This is a genomic window from Azospirillum lipoferum 4B (genome assembly GCF_000283655.1).
GTDB classification, from domain to species: domain Bacteria; phylum Pseudomonadota; class Alphaproteobacteria; order Azospirillales; family Azospirillaceae; genus Azospirillum; species Azospirillum lipoferum_C.
Genome location: NC_016622.1, coordinates 576,320 through 594,525 on the forward strand (window position 1 = coordinate 576,320; position 18,206 = coordinate 594,525).

Below are 18,206 nucleotides of genomic sequence, written 5' to 3' on the forward strand. Positions count from 1 at the left end.
GCGTCTCCGCTTCAAGAGCGCGGTTTGCCCGGACCAACTCAGACTGCGCCGCGGACGCTGCCCAGGAAGCGGTCGACCTGACTGCGCAGGAGTTCCGCCTGCTTCGACAACTCGCCGGAGGAGGTGAGCAGGCGCGAGGCGCCGCTTCCGGTCTCCGAAGCCGCCTGCAGGACGCCGCCGATGGACGAGGACACCTCGTTGGTGCCGGCCGCCGCCTGCTGGACGTTGCGGGCGATCTCCATGGTGGCGGCGTTCTGGCCGTCGACCGCCTGGGCGATGGTGCCGACGATGTCGTTCACCTCGCCGATCGTCGTGGCGATGCTCTGGATCGCCTGCACCGCGTCGGCGGTCGCCGTCTGGATTTCCTGGATCTGCTGCGAGATGTCGCCGGTCGCCTTGGCGGTCTGGTTGGCGAGGCTCTTCACCTCGCTCGCCACCACGGCGAAGCCCTTGCCCGCTTCACCGGCGCGGGCGGCCTCGATGGTCGCGTTCAGCGCCAGCAGGTTCGTCTGTCCGGCGATGGAGCTGATCAGGTTCACCACGTCGCCGATCTGGTTCGCCTTGGCGGACAGGCCGTCGACGATGCGGTTGGTGCCGTCCGCCTGATCGGCCGCGTGCCTGGCCTTGCGGCTGCTCTCGCCGATCTGGCGGCCGATCTCGGCGATGGAGGCGGCCAGTTCCTCGGCCGCGGCGGCGACGGTCTGGACATTGACCGACGCCTGTTCGGATGCGGCGGCGACGGTGGTCGCCTGGGTCTCGGTGTGGTCGGCGGTGGTCGCCAGCGACTGCGCCAGAGTCCGCACCTCGGTCGAGGAGGTGGAGACGCTGTCGACCACGCCCTTCACCTGGCTCTCGAACCGGTCGGCCAGCGCCGCCATCTCGGCCCGCTTGCGCTCCTCCGCCGCATGCTCGGCCTCGGCCTGGCGGCGGCGGAAGGCGTCGGCCTCCACCGCATTGGCCTTGAACACCTCGACGGCGCCGGTGATCTGTCCGATCTCGTCCCGCGATTCGGAGGCCGGCACCGTCACGGTCAGGTCGCCCTTCGCCAGCGTCAGCATCGCGTCTGTCAACCGGCGCAGCGGGCGCAGTGCCATCACCGTCCACAATCCGAAGCCGGCGGCCAGCAGCAGGGCGGCGCCGCAGAGCGTCAGCATCAGCGCCTGGAAGCCGCTGGCGACCTCGCGCACACGGGCGGCGATCTGCTGGTTCTTGTGCTCCTGCAGGTCGATGAAGGCGTTGATGCGCTTCAGCCATTCGGTGAATGCAGGGCGGGCGTCCTGCATTAGCGCCTTCTGCGCGCCGGCCATGTCGTTGGCCTTGCGGGCGGCGACGACCGCCTTGAGCGCCGGCAGGGCCTTGGCCTCGATCTCCTTGATGCCGGCGAGCAGGGACCGCTCCTCCGGCTCGATGTCGGTCATGCTCGCGAACATGGCGTCGAGAGGCTTGGCGGACTGTTCGTAGAAGGCGGCCAGCCGGTCGATGTCGGAGAGCGCCGCGGACAGTGTCGCCGGATCGGTGGCCAGCACCACGTCGCGCAGCGCGATGGCGCGATCGTGCACGCTGCCGCGGAAATTGATGGCGTAGCGCTGTTTGACGCTGTTCACCTCGTTGATCCGGTTGAGGTCGGCATCGATCTTCCGCACCTCCCGGACCCCGATGATGGTCAGGCTGACAAGGAGAAGAAGCACCACGCCGAAGCCGAGGAACAGCCTCGTGCGGATCGTGGCGTGCCGGGAAAGGAACATGTCGGCGAATCCCGTCGAATATGGCCCGATGGGCAAGGAGATTACACTACCCCGAAAGATGTTAAATTTTCGGTAGCCGGAAGATGTGGCGCGGATTGCGCTTGGCAAGCCCGCCGCCAACCGGTCGCCCGCAAGGCGCGGGTTGCGGATCGGGGCGGGGGCCGCAATATGCGGCGGGCCAGCAACCGTTCGGGAGTTTCCGTCTTGGATCCGTCGATGCCGCCCCCATCCCTGTCCGCCCGGCCGCTGCGACGGCTCCGTCGCCCGTCCGCCGGTCTGGCGCTGGCGCTGCTGCCGGCCCTTCTGGTGCCGCTCACCCCCGCCCCCGCTCAGGAAAGGGCGCAGGACAGGACGGAAGCGGCGGATGCCACCAGGCCGGGCGCACGGGCAGACGACCGCAAGTCTGAGGAGCGCAAGCCGGACGACCGCAAGCCGGACGATCTCCAGGGCTTCGATCCGCAGCGCAGCGTGACCCGGCACAGCCTGCCGCTCCCGGGAGGGGCGCTGGCCTATGGCGCGACGGCGGAGTTCCTGCCGCTGCACGATGGCGCCAGGGAGGAACTGGCTGCCCGCATCTTCACGGTGTCCTACACCGCCGACCCGCAAAGCCCGGCGGCAGGGCCGCGACCGGTCACCTTCGTCTTCAACGGCGGGCCGGGTGCCGCGTCGGCCTATATGCATCTGGGTGCGGCGGGACCGAGGGTGGTCGCCTTCGGGCCCGACGGCACCTTGCCGCGACCGCCCGCCGCGCTCGTCGACAATCCCGACAGCTGGCTGGCCTTCACCGATCTGGTCTTCGTCGATCCGGTCGGGACGGGCTTCAGCCGGGCGGTGAAGCCCGACGAGACGGAGAAGCGCTTCTGGTCGGTGGATGGCGATGCGCGGGCGATGGCCGAGATCGTCCGGCTTTGGCTGACCCGCCAGGGCCGCTGGTCGTCCCCCACCTTCCTCGCCGGGGAGAGCTATGGCGGATTTCGCATCGCCAAGATGGCCGACGAACTGATCGATCAGGTCGGGCTTGCGGTGAACGGGCTGATCCTGGTCTCGCCCGTCGTCGATTTCGCCGCCATCGACGAGGACGGCATCCTCGGCCCGGCCTGGAAGCTGCCGTCCATGGCTGCCGCCGCCGCCGCGCTGGGGCGCCGGCCGGGTACGCCGGAGCAGGCGGCCGAAACGGCGGAGCGTTTTGCGCTCGGTCCCTACCTCACCGGGTTGGCCGGGTTGGACTATGGCCGGCTCGACGCCGGGCAGGAGGTCTTCGACGAGGTGGCGCGCATCACCGGCCTACCGGTGGAGATCGTGCGGCGCCAGCGCGGGCGCGTGCCGATGGGCGTCTTCACGCGCGAGCTTCTGCGCGACCAGGGGCGCATCCTCAGCATCTATGACGGCACCTTCACCGCGGCCGATCCCGATCCGGGGGCGGCCCGCATTCCGTTCGATCCCTTCCTGAAGGGAACGGTGCCGACCTACACGACGGCCTTCGCCGCCTACGCCCATGACGCTCTGGGGGTGCGGACCGACGCGCCCTACCGGCTGCTGAGCGACCGTGTGAACCGGAACTGGGAATGGCCGCGGATGTCGGTGCCGAGCGCCGTCGACGCGCTGCAGACGGCACTGACCCTGCAGCCGGCGCTGCGGGTGCTGATCGTCCATGGCCGCACCGACCTGATCACCCCCTACATGGCCTCGCGCTGGGTGGCGTCCAGGCTGGAACTGCCGGCGGGCGGGCGCGACCGGGTGGCGGTGACGGTGCATCCGGGCGGCCACATGATGTACACGCGGGCCGAAGGCCGGGCCGCGCTGGCCGCCGATGCCCGCGCCCTGGTCGAGGAGGCGCTGCGCCGGCGCTGACGAGGCGTCCTGGAGAGGCTTATCGGAAAGGCCCCGATGCCGAATCGAAAAGGGGCGCCCCGGCGGGAGCGCCCCTTTTCGTGTGTCCGTCCCTGGTCCGGCTTAGAACAGACGCAGGATCGACTGCTGCGACTGGTTGGCCAGCGAGAGTGCGATGGTGCCGAGCTGCTGACGGGTCTGCAGCATCAGCAGGCTGGCGCCTTCCTCGTTCTGGTCGGCCAGCGTCAGCTTGCTGGCGCCTTCCGTCAGCACGTCGCTGAACTCCTTGGTGAAGCTCTCGCGGGTCGTGATGATGTTCAGGTTGGTCGACAGCTGCTGCGACGCGGAGCGGATCGAAGCCTTGGCGTGATCCAGGCCGGCCACCGCCTTGTCGATGTCGGCGCGGTCCATCCAGTCGTTCTGCGCACCGTCCAGCCTCAGGCCCTGGCCGCTGGTCGACAGGTTGACCGCGGTCACGGTGATCGAGTTGGTGTTGCGCTCGTTCAACTGGACCGTGATGTCGTTCGACGTGTTGGCGTCGGAAATCTGCTTGGTGACGATGTTGGCCGAGCAGTTGGCCGAGGCCGCCTGCTTGATCTTCGTGGCATCGACGGCCATGCGCACGGTGCCGGTGTCGAAGGTGAAGGACTGTTCGCCTCCGGAGAGCTTGCCGTCGCCGCGGTCGTTCATGGCGTCGCGGGTGACCTGGGCGCCGTTGGAGTTGGTGACCTGGATCTGCAGGTCGACCTTCTTTTCGATGACCGAGATGCCGTTGCCCTGGTTGTTCGCCGATTCCAGCAGTTGGCGGTCGACGGTGAAGGTCACCACCGTGCCCGACGCGAAGCTTTCCGAGATCTTCTTGGTCAGCGCGTTGGTCGTGCTGGAAGTCACGGTGAAGTCGCGGGTCGTGCCGCCCGGCGTCGCGCCGGTCAGGGTGATCGTGCCGCCGGTGCCGATCGAGGCGGAGGCGACGTCCTTGCCCTGCAGGCGGCCGCTGGTGATGGCGGTGCTGATCGAGGCCTGCAGCCGGGTTGCGACGTTGACGGAGGCGGTCTGGCCGGTGGCCACGTCGCCGGAGGTCGCGGTGTAGCTGAAGGTCTGGCCTTCGACGGTGATCGAGAAGATGTCGCCTTCTTCGATGGTGCCGCTGACGTTCACCGTGGAGACCTGAGCGACGCTGGAGGTGCCGGCGGTCTGCAGCTTGGTGCTGGTCGTCTGCGTGTTGTCGAAGTAGGAGATGGTGCGGCTCTCGTTCCCGTCCGTCACGATGAAGTCGCGGGTGCGGCCGTTGGCGCCGCGGACTTCGATCTGGACGTCGGAGAAGCTGCCCAGCGTGCTGGACATCGTGCCCGACAGCTTCAGGCCGACGAAGCCGTGCGCATTCTCGGCCTTGGCGATGTCGGCGGCCTTGCCTTCGACCGAACCGTCACCCTTGATGCGGATCGCATAGGTGTCGGGGGCGATGACGTTGGTGACGCGGGCGTTGTCGACGCCGACGATGGTGTTGACGGCGGCACGGGACTCGCTGGTGCTGTCCATGCTCATGCCGTTGCCGTTGATCAGGTTCTTGCCCTGATAGCCGCTGTCGGCGGCCAGCTTGTCGATCTGGTTCTTCAGTGTGTTGAACTGGGCGGCCAGCGACTTGCGGGTGGCCACGGAGGCGGCGTCGTTGCCCAGGGCGGCGTAGGCCGCGGTGGTCAGGCCCTTGGCCTGGTCGACCATGGCATCGATCGAGGTCAGGCCCTTGTCGGCGGCCTGGATCGTGCTGATCGACTGACCCATCGCGTCCTTCAGCGAGGTCAGGTCGCCGGCGCGCTGGTTCAGGCCCTTGGCGGCGAAGAAGGAGGTGGGACCATCCAGAGCCGAGTTGATCTTGTTGCCCGTCGACAGGATGTTCTGCTTCTTGTCGATTTGCGACTGCGTGTTCTGCAGCTGCAGCAGGTTCGTGCGCATCGAGGCGGTCAGGGTCACATTTCCGGCCATGGTCCTAGTCTCCTTCTGAGGCTGTCCCCGCCCTCGGTCATTTGACCGGCGAGGCAACGTGCGTTTTCCTGACACCACTGTTTCAAGCGCCGTGCCAACTGCAGTGATGTGCCATAAGTCACTGATCTGCTTATGAAATAAAAATAGGCCGGCAAAAAGGGCAGGGTTGGGACGGCCCCGGCCGGCGGGAGGCCCGAAAAAGATTCCCGGAATCTTTTGCCGGTGACGGACGGTTCTGCCGATGTGGCCGGCGGTAAGAATCTTCCCACCGCCTTGCAGACGCGGCTATGGTCTGGCTCCAAACCGCGTCCCAAACATCGAACGCATGGCCCCATTCGGGCCACAGCAGGGAAGGGAGAAGCATCATGACCGGTCGGATCGACGCGCGCCTGGCGGAGCTGGGCATCGAATTGCCGCAGGCTGCCGCCCCGGTGGCGGCCTATGTGCCCTACACCCGTTCGGGCAATACCCTCTACATCTCGGGTCAGGTCACCGTCTGGAACGGCGAGCGCAAGTTCGTCGGCAAGGTCGGCCAGGATTTCACGGTGGAGCAGGGCAAGGAAGCCGCACGCCTGTGCGCGCTGAACATCCTGGCCCAGGCCAGGGCCGCTCTGGGCGGCGACCTGGACCGCGTCACCCGCGTGCTGCGGCTGGGCGGCTTCGTCAACTCCGGCCCGGACTTCCACGATCATCCGCTGGTGATCAACGGCGCTTCGGAACTGATGCGCGATGTCTTCGGCGAGGCCGGCCAGCATGCCCGCGCCGCGGTCGGCGCCCCGTCGCTGCCCGGCAACGTCGCGGTCGAGGTCGACGCCATCCTGGAAGTGGCCTGATCCGCTTCACGACAGCCCTGACGGCAGCGCCTTGCCGCAACACGGCATCGGGCTTACCTCCTTGCCATCGGTTCAGGGAGACGCATGAATGCCCGACGGCAACGATGCCATCACCTTCAAGGTTCTGACCGGAATCGGCGAGGCGGACCAGCAGGGCTGGGACGCCTGCGCCGGTTCCGGCAACCCGTTCCTGTCCCACGCCTTCCTCCTGGCGCTGGAGGACTCGGGTTCGGCGGCCGGGAAGTCCGGCTGGCAGCCCAGCCATCTCGCCGCCTATGACGGCTCCGGCCGGATGGTGGGCGCAGTGCCCGCCTATCTGAAGAGCCACTCCTACGGCGAATACGTCTTCGACCATGCCTGGGCCAACGCCTATGAGCGGGCCGGCGGCAGCTATTACCCCAAGCTGCAGGTGGCGGTTCCCTTCACGCCGGTGCCGGGCCCCCGGCTGCTGGTGGCGCCGGGGCCGCAGGCCGATGCGGTCGCCGATGCGCTGGTCGCGGCGTTGGAGCAGGTGGCGGAACGCTACGGCGTCTCCTCTGCCCACGTCACCTTTCCCGAGCGCGCGGATTGGGACCGGCTGGGCAAGGCCGGCTGGCTGCAGCGGACCGGCGTGCAGTACCATTGGCACAACCGCGGCTATGGCAGCTTCGACGAATTCCTGGAGGCGCTGAACTCCCGCAAGCGCAAGGCGATCCGCAAGGAGCGGCGCGAGGTCGCCGACAGCAGCGTCCGCCTGCACACCCTGACCGGCGGCGATCTGAAGCCGGAGCATTGGGACGCCTTCCACCGCTTCTACCTGGACACCACCGACCGCAAATGGGGCGGCGGCTATCTCAACCGCCGCTTCTTCCAGCTGCTGGGCGAGACGATGGCCGACCGGGTGGTTCTGGTGATGTGCGAGGATGGCGGGGAGTGGGTGGCGGGCGCGCTGAACCTGCTGGGCGACGATGCGCTGTACGGCCGCAACTGGGGTTCGGACGGGCGCTACCGCTTCCTGCATTTCGAGGCGTGCTATTACCGCGCGCTGGATTTCGCCATCGAACGCGGGCTGGCGCGCGTCGAAGCGGGTGCGCAGGGAGAACACAAGATCCAGCGCGGCTATCTGCCGGTGCCGACCTACAGCGCCCACTGGATCGCCGATCCCGGCTTCCGCCGCGCCGTGGACCGCTATCTGGCTCAGGAGCGCCCGGCGGTGCAGGCGGAGATCGAAGCGCTGGGCGAGGAGCTGTCGCCTTACCGGCGGGAGGGCTGAGCGCTACGCCCAGCCGGCCAGCACCGCGGCGGCATCGCTTTCCCGCAAGGGCGCACGCTCCGGCGGCGGGGCGCCGTCGACGCGCAGGCCCATCAGCGTTTCGACCAGCGGCTCCGGTCCCTCCGTGACGCGGACCTGCCCGCGTGCGGCGACGTGAGGATGGGCGTGGACTTCCGCCAGTTCGGGCAGAGCCTCGAAACAGCAGTCGACCGGGTCGAGCAGGGCCTTCCACTCCGTCAGCGTCCGCGTCGCGAACAGCGCCTCCAGCTCCGCCGTCAGGGCGGTCTGGGGCAGGGGATCCTCCTGCCGGGCGATCCAGTCGGGGCGGCCGACCGCCTCGCAGAAGCCCTGCCAGAACTTGGGCTCCAGCGCCGACAGGGTGGCGAAACGTCCGTCTGCGGTGCGGTAGATGCGGTAGCAGGCAGCCCCGCCCGACAGCAGCGCCTCGGCGCGTTTCGGCATGGTGCCGCGCGCCGCCGCGGTCAGGTTCAGCCCCTGCCAGCCCAGCACCGTTTCCATGATCGACAGGTCGAGGAAGCAGCCCTGTCCCGACCGTTCCCGCCCGAACAGCGCGCCGGCCACCGCCAGCGCCGTCTGCTGGGCGGACGCGAAGTCGGCCACCGGCAGGTAGCTGATGACCGGCCGGTCCGGCAGTCCGGAGGCGTCCAGCCCGCCGCCGACTGCCATGTAGTTCAGGTCGTGCCCGGCCCGCGTGGCATAGGGGCCGTCATAGCCCCAGCCGGACAGGCTGGCATGCACCAAGCGCGGATTGAGCTGCCGCAGCCGCTCGCGCCCCAGACCCAGCTTGTCCATCACGCCCGGCCGGTAGCTCTCGATCAGCGCATCGGCCTTCGCCAACAGCTCTTCTAGTGCCTTGCGCCCCTCCGTCGACTTCAGGTCGAGGCGGATGACGGTCTTGCCGGCGTTCAGCAGCTTGTAGGCGGCGGTGGTGCCGTCGCTGTCGGTGGGACCCAGTCGGCGCAGCGGATCGCCCGCCGGCGGCTCCACCTTCACCACCGTGGCGCCCAGGTCGCCCAACAGCTGGGCCGCATGCGGTCCCGGCAGATACTGGCCGAGGTCGACGACGCGCAGTCCGGTCAGGAAGGGCAGGGGCATGGCGGTGCTCGCTCTTGGTTGGTGGTGGAGACTTTTGCATGCGATGCCCCCTCCCCATCCCTCTCCCGCTTTGCGGTGGAGGGGGCAGGAGCTTTGCGGGAGTTCAGCAAAGGACCGCGGCAGTTCCCTCTCCCTCGAAGAGGGGGAGGGTTAGGGAGGGGGCATCGAAGCGAGCGGCCTCACGCTGCCTGAACCCTCACCCCCCCGTCACGCTCATATGCCGCCCGACGGCCGGACCCTGGTGGCGGCGGTCGATGATGAAGTCGTGGCCCTTGGGCTTGCGGGTGATGGCCTCGCGCACCGCGTCGATCAGCGGGCCGTCCTCGTCGCTGATGCGCAGCGGCGTGCGCAGGTCGGCGGCGTCCTCCTGGCCCAGGCACATGTACAGCGTGCCGGTGCAGGTCAGCCGCACGCGGTTGCAGCTTTCGCAGAAGTTATGGGTCAGCGGCGTGATGAAGCCGACGCGCTGGCCGGTCTCCTCCACCCGCACATAACGGGCGGGGCCGCCGGTGCGGTGGTCGCTCTCGGTCAGGGTCCAGCGCTTCTGCAACTCCGCCTTCAGCATGGTCAGCGGCCAATACTGGTCCATGCGGGCACCCTCGCCGATGTCGCCCATCGGCATCACCTCGATGAAGGTCAGGTCGAAGCCCTGCTCGCCGCACCAGGCCACCAGCCGGTGGACCTCGTCGTCGTTGACGCCCTTCAGCGCCACCGTGTTGATCTTGATCTTCAGCCCGGCGTCCTTGGCCGCCTGGATGCCGCCCAGGATCTTGTCCAGCTTGCCCCAGCGGGTGATGGCCTGGAACTTGTGCGGGTCCAGCGTGTCGAGCGACACGTTGATCCGCCGCACCCCCGCCTCGTACAGCCCGGCCGCATGCTTGAACAGCATGGTGCCGTTGGTGGTCAGCGTCAGCTCGTCCAGGTCGCCCGACTGGATGTGGCGGCCGAGCGAGCGGATCAGCCGCATCACGTCGCGCCGCACCAGCGGCTCGCCGCCGGTCAGCCGCAGCTTGCGCGTGCCCAGCTTCACGAAGGCGCTGCACAGCCGGTCCAGCTCCTCCAGCGTCAGCACCTCCGCCTTGGGCAGGAAGCTCATGTCCTCCGCCATGCAATAGACGCAGCGAAGGTCGCAGCGGTCGGTCACCGACACGCGCAGATACTCCACCTTCCGGCCGAACGGGTCGATCAGCGGGGCGGTGGCGGCTGGCGATTGGGCTTCGGACACGGGATCGATCATCGGTGGACTCCACGGGCGGCCGCTGGCGGGCCGCCACAGTATATGTTCGCTACACATACGATGCGCAACGATCGCAGGAGCGTATTCCACATCACGGTATGCCGACTTTGACGGCGATCAAGAGTTCCCGGCGTCACATAAGCTTTTGTCGCACGGCCGCCAGTTGTGCTTCCCGCTGAGCTTCCTCGCGTTCGCGCAGGTCGTCGTCGGTGGTGCGGGGCATCGGCGGGCGGCCCAGGGCGAAGGGGTCGTTGCCGCGCTCGAACTGGTCGCGGACGCGGCAGTCCTCGCACATGCGGATGCGGTTGGCGGCCTCCGGCGTCGCGAACATCGAATGCTTGCCCGCCAGCGTCGTCACGATCTTCTCGATCGCCGACTTGGCGGCGAAGGGCTTGCCGCAGGAGACGCAGCAGAAGGGCTCCTCCTCCTTGATCACCGCCGCACCGCGCGCCCGGTCGCGGAAATCGATCTCCGGCACCAGGGAGATGACCTTCTCCGGACAGGTGGTCTTGCACAGGCCGCACTGCACGCAGGCATCCTGGGCGAAGGACAGCATCGGCTTGTCGGCATTGTCGAGCAGCGCCCCGGTGGGGCAGGCGCCGACGCAGGACAGGCAGAGCGTGCAGCCCTCCACATCCACCGACACCCGGCCGAAGGGGGCGCCCGGCGGCAGCGGCAGCACCTCCACCGGGGCGGGGGCGACCTTGTGCAGGTGGCGCAGCGCCAGCATGGTCACGGTGCGCTTCGGCCCCATCGGCAGGAACATCCCGGCCTCGACCGGGTCGGCCGGCAGGGCCCAAAGCTCGTCCGCCACCGCGTCGGGGTCGGCGGCGTCGATCACCGCCACCCGGCCGGAGCCGTAGCCGAGACCGCTGAAGGCGGCCTCCGCCAGCCCGACCTGCGAGGCCAGCCCGGCGGTCTCCCCCTCATTCTCCGGCCCGGTCAGGACGCGGACATGGGTGCAGCCATAGGCGAGCGCCAGCGCGAACAGGTCGAAGCCGACCTGCGTCACCTCGTGCAGGGCGAAGGGCAGCACGCGGGCCGGCAGGCCGCGGCCGTGCCGGGACATCATGCCGACCAGTTCGTCGCCATGGCGCGGGTCGTGGATCAGCAGCGCCGGGGCGACGCCGCCGGCCTTGCGGTAGGTGGTCAGCAGCGTGCGCAGCCGCTCATACACGGTGATGGCCGGCGGCAGGGCGTAGGTGGCGGCCCCGGTCGGGCAGACCGCGGCGCAGGATCCGCAGCCGGCGCAGACATGCGGGTCGATGGCCACATGGTCGCCGTTCGGCGTCACCGCGCCGGTTGGACAGACGTCGAGGCAGCGGGTGCAACCGGTCTTGCGGCTGCGCGAATGGGCGCAGAGATCGGCCTTGAAGTCGACGAAGCGCGGCTTCTCGAACTCGCCGACCAGATCGGCGATCTCCAGCAGGGCTTTCGCCACATCCACCGGGCTGTCGGGATCGGGGCGGATATAGCCGTCGCGGCGCTTGTGGTCGGGGAACAGCGGCGTCCCGCCGGTCAGGTCGAGGATCAGGTCGCAGCGGGCCGACGCCCCCTGCCGCACCGGCTCGAACCCCAGCGTTCCGCGCGAGGAGGGCAATGCCGGGGCATAATCGTCCACCACGATCTCGAAGGCGCCGACCCAACCGCGCCCGCTGCGGATGCGGCCGCGGAAGATCGCGACGTCCATCATCTGCGGCGGCGCGATGTCCTTGGGGTTGGTCAGCAGGATTGTGACATCCAGATGCTTCGCCAGCTGCCGCCCGGCCTCGATGGCGCGTTCGTCGGTGCCGTAGACCAGACAGGTGCCCTGGGAGGTCAGGGTCAGGGCGCCGGTCGGCGGGATCGGCAAGGCGGCCTCGGCCAGCAGGGCCGCGATCTTCGGCAGCGCCTGGGCGCCCTCGTCCGACCAGCCGGCGCGCTCGCGGATGTTGGTGAAGGTCAGCGCTGTGTCCGGCGCCACCTCCGCCGCAACCTCGCTGAACAGCGGTGCTTCCTGCGTGCAGGCGACCAGCAGCGGCTGGCCGTTGGCAACCGCCTTCTCGAAGCGGTCGAGCTGCGCCCGGCACAGCTGGGTATGCACGGTTACGGCGCTGCCGTCGCCGCAAGCCTTGCCCAGCGCCGCACCGTCCAGCGCGATGCTGTGCGCACAGTCGCAGACGAGCACCGTCCGATCGCCGATCTTCATCGTCCCAAAAACTCCTGTCGCTTGGGGCTGACGCCCCTGGCCTAAGGACACTCATATGGGGGAATGCAGCGCGATGGGAACGGGAATCTTATCGGGACCGAGTTGTCGCCGATTTCCGCGATAACAAGCTTTGCTATCGTTGGCTATCCGGAGGCGGACGATGAACGTATCCCTTACCCCCGAACTGGAACGGCGGATCGAAGAGCGCGTGGCAAGCGGCCTGTACGGTTCGGCCAGCGAGGTGATGCGCGAGGCGCTGCGCCTGTATTTCCGCATCGACGATGCCAATGGGCGTGCGTTGGAGCGGCTGAACCGGGACATCGGCGACGCCATCGGCCAGTTGGACCGCGGAGAGGGGATCGCCCCGGATGAGGCCCGGCGCCTGTCGAAGGAGCGGATTGCCGCGCGCCGGCAGGCAAAGGGCGGTCCGGAGCAGCGGTGAGCGGCCTATACACCCTGGCGCCGCATGGAACCCGTTCTGCTGACGCCGGCCGGTGGTCTGTGGATGTGACCGCCGGCGTTCTGTCCGCGTCTTACGCCCCCGGCTCGTTGGCGTTGGGGAAGAACAGCTGCTCGCCGTTGATGGTGTAGTCGGCGATGGCCTTCTGGCCCTCGGCCGAGACCAGCCAGTCGACGAAGGCCTGCCCGTCGGCAGCCTTGACGTGGGCGAATTTGGCCGGGTTGACCAGCATGGCGCCATACTGGTTGAACAGGCGCTTGTCGCCCTCCACCAGCACGGTCAGCGGGCCGCGGTTCTTGAAGTTCAGCCAGGTGCCGCGGTCGGTCAGGGTGTAGCCGTTCATCGCCGCGGCGGTGTTCAGCGTCGGGCCCATGCCCTGGCCGATGGAGCGGTACCAGCTTTCCTTGGGCTCCGCCTTGGCCGGGTCGAGGCTGGCGGTCTTCCACAGCGCGAGTTCGGCCTTGTGCGTGCCGCTGTCGTCGCCGCGCGACACGAAGGGGGCCTTGGCGGCGGCGATCTTGGACAGGGCGGCGGCGACATCCTTGCCGCCCTTGATACCGGCGGGGTCGGCGGCCGGGCCGACGATGACGAAGTCGTTGTACATCACCGGCTTGCGCAGGGTGGAGAAGCCTTCGGCGACGAACTTCTCTTCCGACGGCTTGTGGTGGACGAACAGCACGTCGGCATCGCCGCGCTTGGCGAGGTCGATGGCCTGGCCGGTTCCCTTGGCGACGACCCGCACCTCGATCCCCGTCTTGGCGGTGAATTTCGGCAGGATGGAGCCGAACAGCCCCGAATCCTCGGTCGAGGTGGTGGAGGCCACGGTGATGAAACGGTCGGCGGCGGATGCGGCCGACGGGATGGCGGTCTGGATCAGGCCGGTCAGGGCCGCGGCGGCGGCGACCCCCAGCACGAACGAACGGCGCAGCATCGCGTCACTCCTCCAACAGGCGTTGTTGCCTGAATGGCATAGCGCAGACCGGCCGTCCTTGCAAAGGCTTGCCAAGCTTCCGTCGATTTTGCCGCATACCGGAAAATGCGGTTTCGCGGGGTCAGGCCCGTTCGCCCGTCTCCTTCAGCAGGGATGCGGCGAGGTTGACGGCCAGCGACAGGGTCATCAGGACGAGGCCGAGCGCCAGCGCCATCGGCAGGTCGCCCTTGCTGGTCTCCAGCGCGATGGCGGTGGTCATGACGCGGGTGACATGCTCGATGTTGCCACCGACGATCATCACCGCCCCGACCTCCGCCGACGCGCGGCCGAAGCCGGCCAGCACGGTGGTGACGAGGCTCCAGCGCGCTTCCGACAGCAGGGTCGCCAGCCGCCGGAACGGCCCGGCGCCGGTGACGCGCAGCAGGTCGTCATACTCGACCAGCAGATCCTCCACCGTCTGGCGGGACAGCGAGGCGACGATCGGCACGATCATCACCGTCTGGGCGACGATCATCGCGGTCGGCGTGAACAGCAGCCCCAGCACCCCGAACGGGCCGGAGCGCGACAGCAGCAGATAGACCACCAGCCCGACCACCACCGGCGGCAGCCCCATCAGCGTGTTCAGCAGGATGGCGACGACACGCCGTCCGGGAAAGCTCAGCGCGGCGACTGCGGCACCCAGCGGCAGGCCGATCAGCGTGGCGGCGGCGACGGCGGTCAGGCTGACCCGCAGCGACAGCCCGACGATCTGCACCAGCCCGGGGTCCAGCGTGGCGATCATGGTGACGGCCAGCGCCATGGCCTGGGAAAAATCGTGCATCGGGTCCAGATCAAAAATGAAATTGCTTGGGCCGGGGACTTGTCCGAAGACCGGCGCTCGCCCACACTCGCGCGCATGAGCCCTATCATGAGTCTTAAGATCTTCACCATAGCGCCGGATCCGGCCGATCCCAAGCTGACGGAGCGCGTCCGCGGCCTGGACCAGGACGGCCGCGAGATCGAAACCGCCGTGACGGTGGAACGGCCGCTGACCCTGTACCTGAACGGGCAGGAGATCGTCACCATGATGACGATCGGCGACTATCCCGACTGTCTGGCCGTCGGCTATCTGCTGAACCAGAACATGTTGCGGCGCGACGACCGCATCACCGGCATCGATGTGGACGAGGAGACGGACACCGTCGTCGTCCGCACCGAGCGCGCGACCGATTTCGAGGCCAAGCTGAAGAAGAAGACGCTGACCTCCGGCTGCGCCCAGGGCACCGCCTTCGGCGATGTGATGGAGACCTTCGAGTCCATCAGCCTTCCCGCCGACGTCCGGCTCCGCACCTCGTGGATTTACGCGCTGTCCAGGCAGATCAACCTGCAGCCCAGCCTGTATCTGGAGGCCGGGGCCATCCATGGCTGCGTGCTGTGCCAGGAAGACCGGCCGCTGATCTATATGGAGGATGTCGGCCGCCACAACGCGGTGGACAAGGTCGCCGGTTACATGCACCTGAACGGCATTCCGGCCGGGGACAAGATTTTCTACACCACCGGGCGCCTGACTTCCGAGATGGTGATCAAGACGGTGCAGATGGGCATTCCGATCCTGGTCTCGCGCTCCGGCTTCACCGCCTGGGGCGTGCAGCTGGCGCGGCAGGCCAACCTGACGCTGGTCGGCCGGGCCAAGGGCAAGCGCTTCATCGCGCTGGCCGGCACCGACCGGCTGGTCTTCGACGCCGACACGGCCGCGACCGCGGACGAGGACCGCCGGCATGGACGCAAGGGAAGCCGCGATGACGACTGACACTGCACACAGGGATATCGGGCATCGGGATATCGGCGGCGTTCTGCTGGCCGGCGGCCTGTCGCGTCGGATGGGCGGCGGCGACAAGTGCCTGCGCCCGCTGGGCGGCCAATCCATCCTGGAGCGGATCGTCGCCACCGTCCGGCCGCAGGTCGGCCCGCTGGTCTTGAACGCCAACGGCGACCCGGCCCGCTTCGCCCATCTCCATCTGCCGGTCGCGGCGGATGTGGTGGAGGGCTATGCCGGGCCGCTCGCCGGCGTGCTGACCGGCATGGAGTGGATGCGCGGCACCGCCCCCGGCGTCGCCTGGGTCGCCAGCTTCGCCACCGACGCGCCCTTCATCCCGCGCGATCTCGTCACCCGTATGGTGGCGGCGCTGGAGCGGGAGGGCGCCGACCTCGCCTGCGCCCGGTCCGGCGGGCAGGAGCATCCCGTCTTCGGGCTCTGGCCGATCCGGCTGGCCGGCGACCTGCGCCGGGCGATGGTGGAGGAGGGCATCCGCAAAGTCGATGCCTGGACCGCCCGCTACCCTCTGGCCATCGCCGATTTCGACGTCGAGCCGGCCAATTCTGTGGATCCCTTCTTCAACACCAACCGGCCGGAGGATCTGGCCGAGGCGGAACGCCTGCTGGCGTCGGGAAACCTGTGATGACGGAACCGCTTGGCATTCAATCGCTGGAACGCATCGAGACCATGCCGCTTGGCATCGTGGTGGAGCGGCGCCGCGGCGTCACCGCCTGGGCCGAGTGGAGCTGGCGCCCGGTGTCGGTCATCCCCGGCGCCGGCCCGGTCGACCCGCCCGGCCGCGTCCTGATGGAGGGCGAGGGCTGGACCCACAGCCATGCCGCCACCCTGACGCTGGAGCTGTTCCGCACCGACACCGAAGGCTACCGCCTGAACCTGTCGCAGGACCCGCCGCGCCTTTGGGTGGTGATGCGCCCCGGTCCCGATGGCGAGGAGCTGGTGCCCTTCACCGTCACCGCGTCGGCCCATGAAGGGGAGGGCTATCAGGTCGGTGCCGACGTGGTGGAGACCGTGCCGATGCCGGCGGAGGTGATCGCGCTGGTCCGTGACTTCGTCGAGCAGCACCATGTCGACGTCCCCTTCCACAAGCGCGAACGCAAGCGCCACTTCGAGAAGGATGAGCGGCGGCGATGAGCGGCGAAGCCTTCCTGTCGCGCTGGTCGCGCCTGAAACGCACGGCGGTCAAGCCGGAACCCGAGGCCGTCGAGATTGCGCCGCCCGTCGAGGAGGCCGCGGCACTTCCCATCGCGGTCGCCGACGAGCTGCCGGCCGACGCCGCGCTGCCGGACGCGGATGGCGAAGCCGACGATCCGCTGAAGGACCTGCCGCCGATCGAGGAACTGACCGGCGAGTCCGACTTCACCCCCTTCCTGCGCGCCGAGGTGCCGGAGGACCTGCACCGGCAGGCTCTGCGCAAGTTGTGGACCTCCGACCCGATCTATGCCAACGACGACGGGTTGAAGGATTACGCCGACGACTACGCCAGCCTGTTCACCGGCAATGTCCCGGTGAAGACCCTCTACCGTGTCGGCGAGGGGTTCTTGAACATGCTGGACGAGGTGGCGGAAGGGGCGGGGCCCGCACCTGTTTCAAACACCGATGCCGAACTTGCAGTGGCAAGCGACACCCCCTCTCCCCAGCCGTCAATCCCCTCTCCCCCCCGGGGAGAGGGTTAGGGTGAGGGGGCTGCGTTGCGGAACTTCATCATCCCGCGCGCAGTCCCCATCGTCCCATAATCCTCCCCGTGTCTCCCCCTCACCCCGACCCTCTCCCCGGGGGGAGAGGGGGAAGCCACCGCGCACATCCCCACTTCCCCCTCGCAGTTTCCCTCTCAAATTGCGACGGATCGTCGCGTCGGATCGGACCCCTTCGAAACTCAGGGGCGCTCTGTTAGCGCGAGCATAGCGCGGCGATAAAGTTTCATTTGTCTGCTCTTCCGGACGCGTCCTTAGTTGACAAAAGGATAGGTTCAGTCCTTCTATTATCTGCCTGTGCAATGCTAAGCCACTGTAAGGCAACGGCTTTTCGCAGGTGCATCAAATGGGGTTTCGGACGGGGCCAACGGACGGCGCGCGGTCAGACCGCGGACGCCGGCATCCCCGTCTGTGTGTCCGGGAGGAGTTTGCGGCGCGTGTCCAGGGCCGTCGATCATACCGTTTCCCCCGCGGTCGCGGAGGAGGAACTGCTGCGTGCGCAGGTCTACGGCCTGCTGGCCCGCCTGCTGTCGCGCGCGCCCGACGCGGACTTCCTGGCTGCGCTTGCCGGCGTGGCGGGGGAGGGCGGCGAGTTCGGCGCGGCGCTGAACCAGCTGGCCGAAGCGGCGCGCGGCAGTGACCCCGCCGCGGTGGAGGAGGAGTTCACCACCCTCTTCATCGGTGTCGGCGGCAGCGAGCGCACTCCCTACGGCTCCTACTACCTGACCGGATTCCTGAACGAGAAGCCGCTGGCGGAGCTGCGCGTCGACATGGCGCGGCTGGGCATCGCCCGCGCCGACGGCGTGAGGGAGCCGGAGGATCACATCGCAGCGCTGTGCGAGATGATGGCCGGCCTGATCGGCGGCGAGTTCGCGCCGGAGGACGGCGGGACGGTCGATCTCGAGGCACAGCGGGCATTCTTCGACCGCCATGTCGGCTCCTGGGCCGGGCGGTTCTTTGCGGATTTGGAGACCTCGCCGTCGGCCCGCTTCTACCGGGCGGTCGGTGCGGTCGGACGAAGTTTTCTGGCGGTCGAGGCTCGCGCCTTCGACCTTGCGGCGTAAAGGTGAGGAGCGAAGCCATGACGCGGAACGCGGTCAAAGCCAAAGCAGAAGCTGCCAAGC

Annotated in this window: 16 protein-coding genes; 9 read left to right on the top strand and 7 right to left on the bottom strand. The window is 68.4% G+C overall.

The annotated features are described in order from the left end of the window. Positions 1-38 precede the first annotated feature (38 nt). Positions 39-1,745 (bottom strand): methyl-accepting chemotaxis protein, encoded by a 1,707-nt coding sequence (locus AZOLI_RS02645; protein ID WP_014247030.1) that lies wholly within the window; start codon positions 1,743-1,745, stop codon positions 39-41. 216 nt (positions 1,746-1,961) lie between these two features. On the opposite strand from AZOLI_RS02645, the gene AZOLI_RS02650 reads away from it, so the two are divergent. Beyond that, complete coding sequence (locus tag AZOLI_RS02650; RefSeq protein ID WP_244442504.1) at positions 1,962-3,596, top strand: S10 family peptidase; 1,635 nt, start codon at positions 1,962-1,964, stop codon at positions 3,594-3,596. Positions 3,597-3,698: 102 nt separating this feature from the next. On the opposite strand, the gene AZOLI_RS02655 is transcribed toward AZOLI_RS02650, so the two are convergent. After that, complete coding sequence (locus AZOLI_RS02655; RefSeq protein ID WP_014247032.1) at positions 3,699-5,558, bottom strand: flagellin; 1,860 nt, start codon at positions 5,556-5,558, stop codon at positions 3,699-3,701. 365 nt (positions 5,559-5,923) lie between these two features. Here AZOLI_RS02655 and AZOLI_RS02660 point away from each other — a divergent pair, with 365 nt between their 5' ends. Continuing rightward, positions 5,924-6,391, top strand: coding sequence for a RidA family protein (locus AZOLI_RS02660; RefSeq protein WP_014247033.1), 468 nt, complete (start codon positions 5,924-5,926; stop codon positions 6,389-6,391). A gap of 88 nt (positions 6,392-6,479) precedes the next feature. Further along, positions 6,480-7,643 (top strand): GNAT family N-acetyltransferase, encoded by a 1,164-nt coding sequence (locus tag AZOLI_RS02665; protein ID WP_014247034.1) that lies wholly within the window; start codon positions 6,480-6,482, stop codon positions 7,641-7,643. A gap of 3 nt (positions 7,644-7,646) precedes the next feature. Here AZOLI_RS02665 and AZOLI_RS02670 read toward each other — a convergent pair whose 3' ends face one another. From AZOLI_RS02670 to AZOLI_RS02680, 3 genes are all read right to left on the bottom strand, one after another. Beyond that, positions 7,647-8,759: a CaiB/BaiF CoA transferase family protein gene (locus AZOLI_RS02670; RefSeq protein WP_014247035.1), complete on the bottom strand. Its 1,113-nt coding sequence runs from the start codon at positions 8,757-8,759 to the stop codon at positions 7,647-7,649. A 196-nt stretch (positions 8,760-8,955) separates the two neighbouring features. Then, the gene (moaA, locus tag AZOLI_RS02675) at positions 8,956-9,996 is read right to left on the bottom strand and encodes a GTP 3',8-cyclase MoaA (RefSeq protein ID WP_014247036.1); all 1,041 of its coding nucleotides are present in this window, start codon (positions 9,994-9,996) and stop codon (positions 8,956-8,958) included. 133 nt (positions 9,997-10,129) lie between these two features. Further along, positions 10,130-12,184, bottom strand: coding sequence for a 4Fe-4S dicluster domain-containing protein (locus AZOLI_RS02680; RefSeq protein ID WP_014247037.1), 2,055 nt, complete (start codon positions 12,182-12,184; stop codon positions 10,130-10,132). 160 nt (positions 12,185-12,344) lie between these two features. Between AZOLI_RS02680 and AZOLI_RS02685 the strand changes: the two genes are divergently transcribed. After that, positions 12,345-12,626, top strand: a complete 282-nt coding sequence (locus AZOLI_RS02685) for a type II toxin-antitoxin system ParD family antitoxin (protein ID WP_014247038.1) — start codon at positions 12,345-12,347, stop codon at positions 12,624-12,626. Positions 12,627-12,717: 91 nt separating this feature from the next. Here AZOLI_RS02685 and AZOLI_RS02690 read toward each other — a convergent pair whose 3' ends face one another. Both AZOLI_RS02690 and AZOLI_RS02695 read right to left on the bottom strand, forming a co-directional pair. Then, complete coding sequence (locus AZOLI_RS02690) at positions 12,718-13,575, bottom strand: substrate-binding domain-containing protein (RefSeq protein ID WP_014247039.1); 858 nt, start codon at positions 13,573-13,575, stop codon at positions 12,718-12,720. Between the two features lie 121 nt (positions 13,576-13,696). Next, the gene (locus AZOLI_RS02695; RefSeq protein WP_044549522.1) at positions 13,697-14,395 is read right to left on the bottom strand and encodes an ABC transporter permease; all 699 of its coding nucleotides are present in this window, start codon (positions 14,393-14,395) and stop codon (positions 13,697-13,699) included. Positions 14,396-14,482: 87 nt separating this feature from the next. On the opposite strand from AZOLI_RS02695, the gene fdhD reads away from it, so the two are divergent. The 5 genes from fdhD (at position 14,483) to AZOLI_RS02720 (ending at position 18,146) form a co-directional block, all read left to right on the top strand. Beyond that, positions 14,483-15,364, top strand: coding sequence for a formate dehydrogenase accessory sulfurtransferase FdhD (gene fdhD / locus AZOLI_RS02700; protein ID WP_014247041.1), 882 nt, complete (start codon positions 14,483-14,485; stop codon positions 15,362-15,364). Continuing rightward, positions 15,354-16,013, top strand: coding sequence for a molybdenum cofactor guanylyltransferase MobA (mobA, locus tag AZOLI_RS02705; protein WP_014247042.1), 660 nt, complete (start codon positions 15,354-15,356; stop codon positions 16,011-16,013). The genes fdhD and mobA overlap by 11 nt, the downstream gene beginning before the upstream one ends. Then, positions 16,013-16,522, top strand: coding sequence for a DUF3305 domain-containing protein (locus AZOLI_RS02710; RefSeq protein ID WP_014247043.1), 510 nt, complete (start codon positions 16,013-16,015; stop codon positions 16,520-16,522). The genes mobA and AZOLI_RS02710 overlap by 1 nt, the downstream gene beginning before the upstream one ends. Further along, the gene (locus AZOLI_RS02715) at positions 16,519-17,064 is read left to right on the top strand and encodes a DUF3306 domain-containing protein (protein WP_014247044.1); all 546 of its coding nucleotides are present in this window, start codon (positions 16,519-16,521) and stop codon (positions 17,062-17,064) included. The genes AZOLI_RS02710 and AZOLI_RS02715 overlap by 4 nt, the downstream gene beginning before the upstream one ends. A gap of 455 nt (positions 17,065-17,519) precedes the next feature. Further along, positions 17,520-18,146 (top strand): TorD/DmsD family molecular chaperone, encoded by a 627-nt coding sequence (locus tag AZOLI_RS02720; protein ID WP_014247045.1) that lies wholly within the window; start codon positions 17,520-17,522, stop codon positions 18,144-18,146. Positions 18,147-18,206 lie beyond the last annotated feature (60 nt).

Excerpts from the sequence above, each read along its gene's own strand:
- AZOLI_RS02645 (WP_014247030.1), bottom strand. The coding sequence starts at position 1,745 with ATGTTCCTTTCCCGGCACGCCACGATCCGCACGAGGCTGTTCCTCGGC.
- AZOLI_RS02690 (WP_014247039.1), bottom strand. The coding sequence starts at position 13,575 with ATGCTGCGCCGTTCGTTCGTGCTGGGGGTCGCCGCCGCCGCGGCCCTG.
- fdhD (WP_014247041.1), top strand. The coding sequence starts at position 14,483 with ATGAGTCTTAAGATCTTCACCATAGCGCCGGATCCGGCCGATCCCAAG.
- AZOLI_RS02715 (WP_014247044.1), top strand. The coding sequence starts at position 16,519 with ATGAGCGGCGAAGCCTTCCTGTCGCGCTGGTCGCGCCTGAAACGCACG.
- AZOLI_RS02650 (WP_244442504.1), top strand. The coding sequence starts at position 1,962 with ATGCCGCCCCCATCCCTGTCCGCCCGGCCGCTGCGACGGCTCCGTCGC.
- mobA (WP_014247042.1), top strand. The coding sequence starts at position 15,354 with ATGACGACTGACACTGCACACAGGGATATCGGGCATCGGGATATCGGC.
- moaA (WP_014247036.1), bottom strand. The coding sequence starts at position 9,996 with ATGATCGATCCCGTGTCCGAAGCCCAATCGCCAGCCGCCACCGCCCCG.
- AZOLI_RS02680 (WP_014247037.1), bottom strand. The coding sequence starts at position 12,184 with ATGAAGATCGGCGATCGGACGGTGCTCGTCTGCGACTGTGCGCACAGC.
- AZOLI_RS02710 (WP_014247043.1), top strand. The coding sequence starts at position 16,013 with ATGACGGAACCGCTTGGCATTCAATCGCTGGAACGCATCGAGACCATG.
- AZOLI_RS02695 (WP_044549522.1), bottom strand. The coding sequence starts at position 14,395 with ATGCACGATTTTTCCCAGGCCATGGCGCTGGCCGTCACCATGATCGCC.
- AZOLI_RS02660 (WP_014247033.1), top strand. The coding sequence starts at position 5,924 with ATGACCGGTCGGATCGACGCGCGCCTGGCGGAGCTGGGCATCGAATTG.
- AZOLI_RS02655 (WP_014247032.1), bottom strand. The coding sequence starts at position 5,558 with ATGGCCGGAAATGTGACCCTGACCGCCTCGATGCGCACGAACCTGCTG.
- AZOLI_RS02670 (WP_014247035.1), bottom strand. The coding sequence starts at position 8,759 with ATGCCCCTGCCCTTCCTGACCGGACTGCGCGTCGTCGACCTCGGCCAG.
- AZOLI_RS02665 (WP_014247034.1), top strand. The coding sequence starts at position 6,480 with ATGCCCGACGGCAACGATGCCATCACCTTCAAGGTTCTGACCGGAATC.
- AZOLI_RS02685 (WP_014247038.1), top strand. The coding sequence starts at position 12,345 with ATGAACGTATCCCTTACCCCCGAACTGGAACGGCGGATCGAAGAGCGC.